The 13,195-nt window shown below is 52.1% G+C and carries 11 protein-coding genes; 1 reads left to right on the top strand and 10 read right to left on the bottom strand.

The window, feature by feature from the left end; genetic code table 11:
* Positions 1-158 precede the first annotated feature (158 nt).
* The 5 genes from ACJJIC_RS20960 to ACJJIC_RS20940 all read right to left on the bottom strand — a co-directional run bounded on the left by ACJJIC_RS20960 (position 159) and on the right by ACJJIC_RS20940 (position 4,992).
* Positions 159-1,571, bottom strand: a complete 1,413-nt coding sequence (locus tag ACJJIC_RS20960) for a M20/M25/M40 family metallo-hydrolase (RefSeq protein WP_444908681.1) — start codon at positions 1,569-1,571, stop codon at positions 159-161.
* 44 nt (positions 1,572-1,615) lie between these two features.
* On the bottom strand, positions 1,616-1,951 hold the full coding sequence (locus ACJJIC_RS20955) for a hypothetical protein (protein WP_444908682.1): 336 nt from the start codon (positions 1,949-1,951) through the stop codon (positions 1,616-1,618).
* Positions 1,952-1,954: 3 nt separating this feature from the next.
* The gene (locus ACJJIC_RS20950) at positions 1,955-2,734 is read right to left on the bottom strand and encodes a TSUP family transporter (protein WP_444908683.1); all 780 of its coding nucleotides are present in this window, start codon (positions 2,732-2,734) and stop codon (positions 1,955-1,957) included.
* Positions 2,706-3,338, bottom strand: coding sequence for a lysophospholipid acyltransferase family protein (locus tag ACJJIC_RS20945; protein ID WP_444908684.1), 633 nt, complete (start codon positions 3,336-3,338; stop codon positions 2,706-2,708). Before ACJJIC_RS20945 ends, ACJJIC_RS20950 begins: the two co-directional genes overlap by 29 nt.
* A 70-nt stretch (positions 3,339-3,408) precedes the next feature.
* On the bottom strand, positions 3,409-4,992 hold the full coding sequence (locus tag ACJJIC_RS20940) for a peptide chain release factor 3 (protein WP_444908685.1): 1,584 nt from the start codon (positions 4,990-4,992) through the stop codon (positions 3,409-3,411).
* A gap of 283 nt (positions 4,993-5,275) precedes the next feature.
* Between ACJJIC_RS20940 and ACJJIC_RS20935 the strand changes: the two genes are divergently transcribed.
* Entirely contained in the window at positions 5,276-7,039 is a 1,764-nt protein-coding gene (locus tag ACJJIC_RS20935) for an aminopeptidase P family protein (protein ID WP_445357782.1), read from the top strand.
* A gap of 83 nt (positions 7,040-7,122) precedes the next feature.
* On the opposite strand, the gene ACJJIC_RS20930 is transcribed toward ACJJIC_RS20935, so the two are convergent.
* The 5 genes from ACJJIC_RS20930 to ACJJIC_RS20910 form a co-directional block, all read right to left on the bottom strand.
* Positions 7,123-7,794: a response regulator gene (locus ACJJIC_RS20930; protein ID WP_444887998.1), complete on the bottom strand. Its 672-nt coding sequence runs from the start codon at positions 7,792-7,794 to the stop codon at positions 7,123-7,125.
* A 5-nt stretch (positions 7,795-7,799) separates the two neighbouring features.
* Positions 7,800-9,242: an ATP-binding protein gene (locus ACJJIC_RS20925; RefSeq protein ID WP_444903845.1), complete on the bottom strand. Its 1,443-nt coding sequence runs from the start codon at positions 9,240-9,242 to the stop codon at positions 7,800-7,802.
* Between the two features lie 222 nt (positions 9,243-9,464).
* Positions 9,465-10,025 carry a hypothetical protein gene (locus ACJJIC_RS20920; protein WP_444903846.1) on the bottom strand — a complete coding sequence of 187 codons (561 nt, stop codon included), beginning with the start codon at positions 10,023-10,025 and terminating at the stop codon, positions 9,465-9,467.
* Between the two features lie 29 nt (positions 10,026-10,054).
* A complete protein-coding gene (locus tag ACJJIC_RS20915; RefSeq protein WP_444903847.1) occupies positions 10,055-11,416 on the bottom strand; it encodes a YHYH protein in 1,362 nt (453 codons plus the stop codon).
* A gap of 420 nt (positions 11,417-11,836) precedes the next feature.
* On the bottom strand, positions 11,837-13,174 hold the full coding sequence (locus tag ACJJIC_RS20910) for a YHYH protein (RefSeq protein ID WP_445357781.1): 1,338 nt from the start codon (positions 13,172-13,174) through the stop codon (positions 11,837-11,839).
* Positions 13,175-13,195: the final 21 nt, after the last annotated feature.

Below are 13,195 nucleotides of genomic sequence, written 5' to 3'. Positions count from 1 at the left end.
TAGTAACAGCCTGTTAATGGAATGGTCATCAGCAGGAAACAGAAATATGCCTTGCTGTTGTGGGTAACTTGGAGAATGGTACGAATAGGGTAGTTGGCAGGTGAGGTATAAAGAGCCGCCTCAGGGGAGGCTCTTGTCGTGGTTGTTAGGTGCTTAGTTTATTCTTTTATTTTTGAGGGAATTCGGCCGAGGTCATCTTCCATCTCGGTAGCAAGGAAGGACATCACCACCCAGGCTGCGACGTTCTGGCGCAGGTTCTCTGGCTTCACCTTATCGAGGGTATCGTTAGGGGTATGGTGATAGTCGAAGTAGTCGGTACCATCCTGGTAGAGACCGAAGGCAGGGACTCCTTCGGCGACAAACACACTACTGTCTGGTCCGCCATAGGATTTGTTATGTCCGCGCTCGATGCCAAGAGGTGCTAGTAATTGCATTATTTGGTCGGCAATATCGAATTTACTCTCAGGCAAACGAGTATCAAATCTCCAGATCTTACCTGCGCCAAAGTCAGACTCAGAGATGGCAATAATATTATCCAGCTCGTGACGATGTGCATCTAAATACTGCTTGGCACCGACCAGGCCAATTTCTTCGGCGCCGAAGAGAACTACGCGCAGGGTACGGCGAGGACGCTTGGGGAGCTCGGCAATCAGGCGAGCGGTCTCCATTACTATGGCGACTCCGGCGCCATCATCCAGCGCTCCGGTGCCTTCATCCCAAGAATCCAAATGGGCGCCAATAATCATGACTTCTTCAGGTTTCTCGCGGCCAGTAATTTCTCCAATAACGTTAAATGATGGGCCATCACTGTGACGCTGGTTATCTATATCGAGCTTAACTTCTACCGGCTTGCCACGTTTCAACATGGCTTCTAAAAGGTTGGCATCCGGGGCTGACAGTGCCAGTGCGGGAACTGGGTTTTCGACATCATTAATAGACATCATGCCGGTATGGGCAAAGCGGTCAGAGTCTGTGCCCACGGACCTTAGGAGCAGTGCGGCAGCACCTTTCTCAGCGGCTGCACGCATACCTTTACTGCGCCCTTGCACTGCAGGGCCGTAGCCTTCACCCGTACGAGCTTTTTCCATACGCTTGTTGATGAAGGCTATTTTCCCTTTTACCTGTTTAGGGGAGGCTTGCAGTAGGGCTTCAACATCGGGAAACTCGACGATTTCCGCAGTAAGGCCACCTTTGGGGGTTGCTACGCTATAGCCCAGGGAAGACACCACCAGTGGTTGGGGGTAGGGCGAAACCACCTGGGCGTGGGCATGTCCACGTGTCCAGCGGGGTACTTCAATTTGCTCTGTATAAACCCGATCGAACCCCAGGGATTTCATTTTTTCCTGGGCCCAAGCCACTGCACGCCGATCACCTTCCGTACCTGCGCGACGGGGGCCCACTTCTACCGTCAAGGATTCAACGATGCTATAGGCATCGGAAGAAGCCAGGGCGCGATCACGCAATACTTCTGCCACGGACAGATCTTCCTGGGGTAGTGGCTTCGCCTGGGCGATGCTGATCGCTGTGGTTGCAATAAAGGCCCCAGTGAGGGTCAGTAGTGGTTTAAACATATGTTTATCCTTGATTAAAGCTCGTTGACTCAAGATCTAGGTTGTTAGTTAGGTGTGTTGATAAGTAGCCTACTGCGAATATGCCGCAGTTGTTCCAGCCCCTTCTCGGTAAATAAATAGGGCGAGTGATCACTGGACTCGTGCTCTTCTATTTCGAGACACTTGAGTCGCATTGCTTCCAGCTCAGGATCATGGCGCATTGGTATCGCCACTAGGGCACGCCATTCACTCTCGCTAGCCTGACCGGTGATGGCATCCTCCAGGCCTTTAATAAAGCTGGCTCTGTCCATACGAAATCGCGGAGTGCGCAGATGCATTAATGTCCAGATCACAATGACAAAAGCACAGAAGGACAGCAGCAGAGTGAGGAACAGGGTCACTTTCTAGGGCTCCAGCAGTAATTTTATCGCGATGGTCATAGTAACGAGAATAACTACAGGCTTAATCAGTTTGGCTCCATGGGAAATGACCAGATTAGATCCTAATCTTGCACCGATAATCTGGGTGCCCGCCATAGTGATACCGACTATCAGTGAAAAGTATCCGCCCAGTATAAATATAACCAGTGAGGTGATATTGGTGGCCAATACCAGTGGTTTGCTTGATGCCGTGGCTTTACGCATGTTGTAACCCAGTAGAGCGGCGAATGCCAGGGCATAGAAGGCCCCTATTCCAGGACCAAAAAAACCTCCATAAAAACCAATCCCGCCACCAATTAGAATGTTAAATAGCCCAGGGCTTATTCTGGATTTAGAGTCAATATCAGAAATTCGCGGCGAAAATGCGAAGTAGAGGGCGATGACGATAATTAATATCGGCAGTAGTGTATCGAGTATGTCTCCCCCGACTTTGGTGACTGCCCAGGTACCCAGGGCGGAACCAAAAACGGCCGCTATCAAGCCCGGCCACAGGGGTTTCAGTTGTAAGTGCCCTTTTCGAAAGTAGTTGAAGCTGGATGAGAGAGTACCGAAAACGGCCTGGAATTTATTCGTGCCGAGGGCTTCTAGGGGGGGGAGGCCAGCCCATAAGAGCGTGGGCAGGGTTAGCAGGCCTCCGCCGCCGGAGATGGCGTTGATAAAGCCAGCGGTGAAAGCCACCGCGGCGAGTATCAAATATGTGCTAAGGGTTAAATCGCTACTGAATTCTATCACGGGAGGAATCACTGCCCTCCAAGAGATCGGTTTGCATATTGTGGTGGAACCCTTGGTATTTACTGAAGCGACGCTGGATTTCCGTCATATCCTCTTCCAGGTTTCCTGTGGGATGGTAGAGGGAGTCCAGGCAGAAGCGCTTGCGAGAAAAGTCCCAGGCAACCAGTAAAATTGGTACCTCGGCAGCATAAGCAATTCGCAGGAAGCCACTTTTCCACTTGGTGACTTTCTTGCGAGTTCCCTCGGGAGTGATGCCGACCCACATTTTTTCGTTATTGCGGTATTGCCTAGCTACCTGTTTGGCGATGCCTCCTGCAGAACCACGATTGGTGGGTACACCACCGAGCCACATAAAGAGGTTTTTAAAGGGGAAGAAAAAAGCTTCCTTCTTCATGAGCCAGGAAATTTTTACCCTATAGGCCATGATAAAAGGCATGGCCACGACAAAATCCCAGTTGGAAGTGTGCGGGGCCAGGGCCACCATCACTTTTTTTTCCGGAGGGAAGCTACCTTCCAGGCGCCATCCCATCAGCCGGATCAGCAGCCTACCAATAGCAGCGGTCAGGCCGTTGCCTAGGCGGGGCATTTCTTCCGGTAATTCTTTCTGCTGACTCATTATTGATCTCTCTGTCTACTGCTCAAACATCCTGGAACTGACAAGCGATTTCAGGAAAAGTCTACCCAAGTTAATGTTCGCGGGTGGCGTAGAAGCGAATATCCGGATAACGCTCCTCTGCCAACTGCAAATTCACACGGGTAGGCGCTAGGTAGGTCAGGTGTCCACTGCCATCTATGGCGAGGTTGGTACTTGCTTTGCGTTTAAAGTTTTCCAACTCTTTCATGCTCTCGCTTTCCACCCAGCGAGCAGTATTTACATTTACATTTTCATAAATGGCTTCCACCTTATATTCGTCCTTGAGGCGATAGGCGACCACTTCAAACTGCAGGACACCGACGGCGCCGACAATAATGTCGTTGTTATCCAGTGGGAAAAATACCTGGGTAGAGCCCTCTTCGGAGAGCTGCTGCAAGCCCTTTTGCAGTTGCTTTAGTTTTAAAGGATCTTTCAGGCGAATACGACGGAATAACTCCGGGGCGAAATTGGGAATGCCGGTAAACTTTAGAGACTCACCTTCAGTAAAGGCATCTCCGATCTGGATAGTGCCATGGTTGTGCAGGCCGATAATATCGCCGGCAATAGCCTCTTCCACGTGGGTTCGGTCGCCAGCCATAAATGTTACGGCGTCGGCAATTTTTATATCTTTGCCGATGCGTACATGTTTCATTTTCATGCCACGGCTATAAGTACCGGAACAGACGCGCATAAAGGCAATACGGTCGCGGTGTTTGGGGTCCATATTGGCCTGAATCTTAAACACAAAACCAGAGAACTTTTCTTCGTTTGGCTCTACCTGGCGCTCCTGGGTGGCGCGAGGCTGGGGACCCGGGGCCCATTCGACAAATCCATCGAGCATTTCACGTACGCCAAAATTACCAAGCGCTGTACCGAAAAATACCGGAGTCAGTTCGCCAGCTAAATAAGCTTCCAGATTGAATTCGTGGGTAGCGCCGCGTACCAGTTCGATTTCCTCGCGGATGTCCTCGGCATATTCGCCGAGTAGCTCATCGGCCTCAGCGGAGTCGAGCCCTTTGATCTGGATATCGTCGGGAATTGTGTGACCCTGGCCTTGAGTAAATACGTGAATTGTATCGGTGTAGAGGTTGTATACCCCTTTAAAATTTTTACCGGAGCTCAGTGGCCAATTGATGGGGGCGGCTTGGATATTCAAGACTTCTTCAATTTCATCCATCACTTCGATGGGGTCGCGAATATCCCGATCCAGTTTGTTGATAAAGGAGAGAATCGGCGTAGTGCGCAGTCGGCACACATTCATCAATTTGATGGTGCGGTCTTCGACACCCTTGGCGCCGTCAATCACCATCAGCGCAGAGTCGACTGCAGTGAGTACCCGGTAGGTGTCTTCGGAGAAGTCTTCGTGCCCGGGGGTGTCCAGCAGGTTAACCGTGCGCTCCTTGTAGGGAAACTGCATCACCGAGGAGGTGACGGAGATACCCCTTTCTTGTTCCATGGTCATCCAGTCGGAGCGCGCGTGAGGACCTTTTTTCCCCTTAACCGAACCTGCCAGCTGAATGGCATTTCCGAATAAAAGTAGCTTTTCGGTCACGGTTGTTTTACCGGCGTCCGGGTGGGAAATAATAGCGAAGGTGCGGCGGCCGGCGTAGCCCGCCAGGGAAGAACTCTGGCCCATATTTTAAGATTCGATCACTCGATATTCGGAATAAAAACAGGTCTGCATTATACACGCCGGCGCTGATACAAGGGTGGGGTATACTGCGAAATTGGCCTCTGAAATTGGGGCATAAAAACCATTTCGGCAGTGTCAATAGGCGGAGCTGCCAGCACTGCTGGCACTCCAGAACATCTTTTTGAATAAATTCGACTTTTTAGTCGAGTCAAGGTCATCACAAAGAACAGTGACTAAGCATGGGGCTGCAGAAGTGGCTCGGGTGCTGGAAAACCATGGGGGAAGTATGAGTCAGGAACGATTACAGCGAGTGCGGGAGGAGTTGCGGCGACAGGGCGTGGAGGCTTTCCTGGTTCCCCGCGCCGATGAGTATCAGAATGAATATGTGCCCGCAGCAGATGAGCGTTTGGCCTGGATTACTGGCTTTACTGGATCTGCGGGCATGGCGGTGATTGGCCTGGATAAAGCTGCTCTTTTTGTAGATGGTCGCTATACCCTGCAAGGCCAGCAGCAATTGGGAGACCTGCCCATAGCCCTGGAGGATCTAAATAGCGAGGTTATTGCCCGTTGGGTGGGTGATCAGCTGCGCTCGGGTCAGTCTCTGGGCTTTGATCCTCTCCTGCATACGGACCCGGGGTTGGCGCTGTTGAAAGAGTATTTGGGTGAACGAGATATTGCCCTAAAGCCCTTGGAACAGAATCCCATTGATACGATTTGGCTCGACCGGCCAGCATCTCCCTGTGGCCAAGCCTGCCCCCACCCCTATGTGTTTACTGGTGAGCACTCCGGTGAAAAGCGCCAGCGCATCGCCACTCTTCTCGCCGAAAAGCGTGTAGATGCTCTATGGCTGGCAAATCCCGAGAGCTGTTCCTGGCTGTTCAATATTCGTGGAGACGACATTCCCCATTTACCTGTAGCACTATCCAGTGGAGTGCTCTTCAGAGACGGCAGCGCAATTTTGTATCTGGCCGAACCGGCAGTTGGTGAGGGGCTTTTGGAGCACCTTAATCGGGAAGTGATGGTGGTAACCGAGAAGGGCCAGCTGTTTGAAGGTCTGCGCCGCCGCCACGTGAACAGGATTTGGGTAGACCCCACAATTAGTAACTGTTGGACTCTGCAGCAGCTACGCGCTCTGGATTTACAATTGCTATTGGAGCGTGACCCTGTGACCCAGGCCAAGGCGTGTAAAAATTCCGTAGAGCTGGCGGGCTCCAGGGCAGCGCATGAGCGTGATGGTGCAGCGCTGTGTGAATTCCTAGCCGAACTGCCCACTGCAGTGGCAGAAGGTTTGGATGAGCTGGCTGCGGTGAAGCTGCTTTACAGCAAGCGTCAGCAGCGCGAAGGCTTTCGCGGCAATAGCTTTGAAACTATTTCGGGCTATGGTCCCAATGGTGCCATAGTGCACTACCGGGTGAGCGAGGAGTCGAGCTTGCCGATGGCTCCTGAGGGAATTTTCCTGTGCGACTCGGGCGCTCAATATCCCGATGGCACCACGGATGTGACTCGTACAGTGGCCCTGGGAGAAATTCCTGCACTTGCACGAGAGCACTTTACCCGTGTGCTCAAAGGACATATTGCCATCGCTACCCTACGCTTTCCGCAGGGTACCTGTGGAGAGCAGATCGATGCGATTGCACGTAGATCTCTATGGGATGCCGGCTTGGATTACGCCCACGGAACAGGTCATGGTGTTGGTAGTTTCCTAAGTGTGCACGAAGGGCCACAGCGTATCGGCAAAGCGGTTACCAATACCCCGTTACAGCCCGGTATGATTCTCTCCAATGAACCGGGTTTTTATCTCACCGGTCAATACGGTATTCGTATTGAAAACCTGGTGTTTGTAAAAGAGAGTGTGGATTACCAAGGTTTTTTGCAGTTTGAGGAATTAACGCTGGCGCCGATCGATCGGAGTCTGATTGATACTACACTTCTCACCGCGCAAGAGCTGCAATGGTTGAACTGTTACCACCAGCGTGTGCGGAAGATCATTACGCCTCTGGTGAATGAAAAAACGGCTTCCTGGTTACAGAAAGCCACCGAGGCTTTGTAATTTGATCGCTGGGAGCTCAGCTCCCAGCATCTCTTTTGCGGCTCTATCAAAATACAGAGTACTACGCGTTTACACTGAAATAATTACTGCACCTCAAATTTGTATCCCGCACCGTAAACTGAATGGATTAATTCTTTATCCGGCAGCAAGGCCGCAATTTTCTTGCGCACTTTTTTTATGTGGCTATCGATAGTTCGATCGCTGATTACCCGGTAGTCGGAATAAATACGATCCATGATTTGTTCTCGGGAAAAAATACGGCCGGGCTCACTGTAGAGAAGCTCGAAGAGATGAAATTCCAGGGCCGTTAAGCCCACGTCTTGGCCCCCGATCAACAGTTGACCGGTGTTGCGCTGCAGCTGGATCTCCCCGAGTTTTTGTTGCTCGGAACTGTGCGTACGACGCAGAACGGCTTTGACCCGCGCCACGATTTCCCTGGGGCTATAGGGTTTACACACATAGTCGTCCGCTCCAATTTCCAAGCCGCGCAAGCGGTCAGCCTCTTCAATTCTGGCGGTCAGCATAATAATCGGTACGTTGCTGTAGCGGCGGATTGCCGTGCAGATCTCCAATCCGCCTTTCCCCGGTAACATCAGATCGAGCAAAATCAGGTCTGGGGGTTGGGCCTCGACATGGGGGATGACCTCATTGCCATTGGTGAGTATATCGGCCTGATAGCCAGCTGCTTCAAGGTAATCCAGCAGCAAGTTGGCCAGTTCTATTTCATCTTCGACAATTAAAATCCTTGCGCCCATTATTCCTACCATTTGATCCTCTCGCTGAGAGGGAGATAAATACTAATTTCCAGGCCGCCCAGGCGAGACGGGCCAGCGGAAATACTGCCCTCGTGGGCTTGGACAATATTCTGGCAAATCGACAGCCCCAGGCCCGCCCCCCCGGTTTCTCGGCTGCGCGAGACTTCGGTGCGATAGAGACGATCGAAAAGATGAGGCATATCTGCACTGGTGACTCCCGGAGAGGAATCAGCAAAGGTGATAATAGCCGTTTGCGCTTCCGCGCGGGCATGTATTTTAAGTTGGCCACCGCTATCGGTATAACGCAAGCTATTGGTGAGGAGGTTGCCAAACAATTGTTGTAGACGTGCCTCATCAGCGTAAATTAGTTTGTTTTCGGCCAACTCACACTGCAATTGCAAATCGATATTTTTCTCGGCAAAGGCACTGTGAAAATCCTCAACTACCTTGATCAGCAATGGGCCCAATGAGAGGTCGGATTTGCAATAGTTCAAGGCCCCGGCATCGGATAGCGAAAGCTCATAGAGGTCGTTTATCAAGCGGCTGAGCTGGCGAATTTTATCGTGCAAAATATTGAGATTTTCCGGTGTGGCGGTGCGTACACCATCCTGCAGGGCTTCAATTTGCCCTTTGAGTACTGCCAGTGGAGTGCGCAGCTCATGGGAGATATCGGCCATCCAGCGATTGCGTGCGTGCTCGTTGGCCTCTAGGGTTGCCGCCAAGCGGTTGAAGTCTGCACTCAGCTGGCCAAGTTCGTCGCGCCGCTCGATATCAATTCGGGTTTTATAATCTCCCGAAGTGAGGCGGTGGGTGGCTTCGGCCAGGCGTTGGATAGGGCGTACCAGCTGCCAGGCCAGGGGTAGGGCAATGGCTAGGGCAACGAGAAAAGTGGCGATGGAGATCAGCGCAAAAGTGCGGGATAACTCCTGGATAAAACCCTGTTCATAATTATTGGAGAGCTCGGGCGGTGGATTGATAGTGAGGTAGCCAACAGTTTTATCTGCTACTTTAATTGGCTGATAGAGCAATTCTTTTTCCGGTGCTGGTCGACCAATTACGAGTCGCTTTTCACTGTCAAAAAGGCTTAGGCGTGGCCCCAAGCGGTTACCCATAGGCGGGCGATGGCCTGGCCCGAACATGCCTCGCGGTGGCCTGCCATCAGGTGGTGGGGGTGGCGGTAAGCGGTCGAAGCGACGAAAGATTGTTTGTCTGTGCAGGTCAATCCACTCGGAGCCATTCGCTTCTAGAGATTTCCAGCTGCCCTTACGACGGTAAAAGCGTTCCAGTGCCTGGACCAGTCCTTCCACATCGCGCAACTCTTGTGCACGCATATAAGCCTGAAAACCGTGGCTGAAACTCCACTGGAAAAAAATAAACATACCACCGACAGTAATCGCCGTGGTGAGTAAAAAAGCCAGGCTGAGTTTGTTGCGAATATTTAACGACATCTTTCTAGCAGTCCTTCCTACGGACAGTGGGTATGCGGACTCTCCCGTTCCACCATTTTGGGCTTTGCCCGTTCGGATGATTCTCCAAGCGTACACTTACAGCAAAAGGGGAGGCAATCTCAGTGGCCAATTACTTACTGTTTATGACCAAGAATACAAAGCAGTTCAGGTACTTTGCGAAAAATTGCGCTGAATAAATACAGCGGGAAAACCTCCAGCGGCTTACTGGCTAATGTGCGCTAAATCTCGTGGCCTCTTACTTTCTTCTCTCCTTTCACCCTGAGATAAAGGCGATGTGGAAAAATGGTGCAGGACAAAGTTATCTCTGTCGCGCTGAATAAATAGAGTTGCCAAAACCCGCTTGCCCCCGCGACTCCAGGTACTGTGGTCGTGCGCATTGAGAGTCACTGTGATTTGGTTGAAGCCAGGCTTCAGCAGTTTTTTTGGCAGATGCACGTCGGCGGCGTAGAGGCGCTGTATTTTTTCCCCATTGATGTAGAGGTGTGCGTGCCCTTCGAGGAAACGCTGTGGCTTATTGCTGGCGTAGCGGGGGGATTCCAGTTCGAAGCGGTCGTAGCCGATATGTAAATTGAAACCGGACAGGCTATCTCTGCTGATGTCCAGTTCAATTCTCGGTACGGCTATATGCACGGGTATCTCTATGACCGGATGTTGATCGCCGTTGTGGCCGGCGTGGGGGTTGGCTTGGGCGGTCAGTGCGGGGCTGCCCGATACCATCAGACCGAAGAGGGAGCCAATAAGAAAATACCCGATTATTTTCATAGAAAGTTCGCCTTTAATGATGCTCGATATCAGCGCCCAATGGTTGAAGAACACCGGTTTACAATGGTTTGCTCATCCAGTTTTCCGTAAAAGCGTGGTCCAAAAGTGAAGGGGAATGCGGGCACCAATTGGGCGTCATCGCTAAGTGTGACAGTCAAGTGATAATGGTAGCCGCGTTCTTCATCTGTATGGCCGTTGTACTGGTCCAGGTATGCACCACCCTGGGCTAACAGTTCAGGATCCCAGTAATAGTCCTCGTAAAAAAAGCCGGCCGTAGTATCGAATTCGTTACCGGATAGGGAGGTATAACTGCCGTTGGTGGATGGGCCGGTATTGTTGGTATTTGCAACGCCCTTGCTAGTGTCGTATTCGTCAACCAATAGGCATGAGCGCTCGCCGGCGACGCCACAACCGGTTTCTGAGCTGGGATCGTCGTAGTCGCGTATTGCCCAGCTGCTTATTGCCAATTGTTCGTCGCCTTCCCAGGGCCCGTAAATCGGGTAGCCATCGGCGGTATAACCATAAATTGGTGAGTGGGCATCACCTACATCCCCCACCAGATTTGCCAGGCAGTCGCTGTAGAAATGATGATGGTAATCACCGTTGGCGGCATGACCACCACAGACATCCACATCATAGACTTCGGCCAGAGGGGCTAGGGTGTGCCAGGTGTTGTTGACAGACTGGCCGTCGCTCCACTGATAGATAGAGGTGCCATTTACCCAGTAGCCCTGCACGCCAAGGCTAGTTTCACAGTCTTCTGTTGCAGCTTCCGGGGATTTGGGGATGTAGCCCTGATGCGAGACATTCTCCGGGCAGACGGGGCCGGGGGGCCAAAAGCCATAGCCTGCTTCGGCACCACAGGAGGCGTTGCTGCGATAACCGATATTCTGACCAAAACTGATGAAGTCACCCACTTGCACATTGGGGCTGCCGTTTAGGAAATCACTGTTAACCTTGGGGCGGGTGAGCAGGGCACTGAGGATATTTTCGGTGATCAGAATTTCGTAGTCGGGAATTCCGCTCGCGGATACCCGGGTGTATTCCTTGCCGCTTACAGTAATGGATTCAACACTCTGCACATTGACCAGAACTTGCTCATTACTGTTGTTCTCGTAGATATAGGGCGCGCGCTCTCCGGTGGTATTGACGACCCAGACCCCGGTGTCTTCCGTACTGCTGTCGGCTCCTCCAGTGTCTTCGTCCCCACTGCTGTCATCACCGCTGTCGCTGCCGGTTGAGGAGTCACTGCCCTCGCTGCTGATTTCTGTATCAGAGGAAGAACCCCCTCCGCCACCGCATCCCTGTAAGGCACCGGTGATCAGTGTAAGGGCGATGGCGCAGGATAAAAGCGAGCGCTGGTCCGGGAGGAGCATTTCTATTCTTTTCATGGGTAACCCTGACATCAAAGGAGAAGCCACCTGAAAGTACTGAAGAAAAGAGGACAAAATATGGACAATATGCAGACTTGCGCAGCTGGTTTTCCCGATGAGAAATGCCTTTCACTATTGCGCTAAAACAGACCATTGCGTGAAAGCGTCTATGTCTGCAAAAACCTTTCTCCCCAATGGGTATGGGGAAGCCATTCATTCCCCCTCTGCCGATTTTTTAACGCGATGAAAAAAATATGATGCCGCTCTCTGGCAGAGATCGGCACTGTTAAATTTTGCAAAGTTTGCCTTGGGGAATAGTCTTCAAGCGTAGTGACAGTTGTGCGGGTGAGATTGCCACCACGCTGTGGGGGAATCCCGCAGCGCGGTTTAATTGCAGCAGCGCTTAAAAATAAATGCAAAACCTTAAGGTGTTTCGGCTTACCTTGGTGGGGGTCCCGGCGGAGTACCGCCCCCGACCTCATCGGAACAGACACTGACGATCGTCTGGCTATCCAGCTTACCGTAGAAGCGCGGCCCGAAGGTATAGGGAAAGGCCGGAATAAGCTGCCCGTCTTCGGCCTGGGTCACGGTGAGGTGATAGTGGTAACCGCGTTCACTATCGCTGTGACCGTTGTATTGATCCAGATGGGCACCGCCGAGCGCAGTAAGGACGCTGTCCCAATAATAATCCTCATAGAAAAAACCAGACCTGGTAATAAACGTATTGCCCGATAGAGAAGTGAAAACATCACTGGTGCTGGGACCTCTATTGTTTAGTACTTCAGTGCCTTTAGTGAAATCGTACTCATCGATCAACAAGCAGCTGCGCTCCCCGGCTATGCCGCAACCACTCGGTGCGCTGGGGTCGTCGTAATTGCGAATGGCCCAGCTGCTTATGGCCAGCTCTCCATCGGCTTCCCAGGGGCCGTAGATGGGATAGCCATCGGCGGTAAAGCCGTAAATCGGGGAGTGAGTACCGCCTGAGTCCCCAACCAGATCCGCCAGGCAGCCGCTGTAAAAATGGTGATGGTAATCCCCCCTAGCCGCATGGCCTCCGCAGATATCTACATCGTACTTTTCTGCCACCGGTGCCAAGGTGTGCCAAGTGCCATCCACTACCTGGCCATCGCTCCACTGATAGATGGAAGTGCCGTTGACCCAGTAGCCCTGTGCTCCAAGCCCGCTTTCACAGCTTTCATCGGACATTTCTGGTGCCAGTGGGAAGTAGCCTTGATGAGAGACGTTCTCAGGGCATACGGGACCGGGAGGCCAGTAGCCGTATCCCGCATTCGTAGCACAACTCTGCGTGTTACTGCGGTAGCCGATATCCTGGCCAAAGCTGACGACATCGCCAACCTGCACAATGGGGCTACCGCTGACGAAATCAGTGGCGGCCTTGGGGCGATTGATCAGCCAATCGTATAGGTTGTCAGTGATTTCGGTTTCGTAATCGGGGATGCCTGTCGCCGTTATCAGAGCGTAATCTTTGCCGTCCACCATGACTGACTCCACACTCTGGATGTTCACCAATACCTGTTCGTTGCTATCGCTTTCGTAGATATAGGGTGCGCGGACGCCAGTGGTGTTCAGAATCCAGGGCTCGTGGTTCCCGTTGTCACCGCCGCCGTTATCTCCGGGATCATCTTTTGGAGGGGTATCGGGGTCGTCCTGATCGCAGCCCATTAGGCTTGTTGAAACCAGGGTCGAGAGCAGAGCTGACAGGACTGTGTTGCGCCACAGTTGCCAGCGAAGCGGTGCACTTTCCTTTTCTTGCATAAATCACCGTCCTTGCTGCGG

Source organism: Microbulbifer mixtoriginis (SeqCode) (assembly GCF_052468275.1).
Note: the sequence above shows the minus strand (reverse complement) of the source record. Positions and strands in the feature narration are given on the sequence as shown.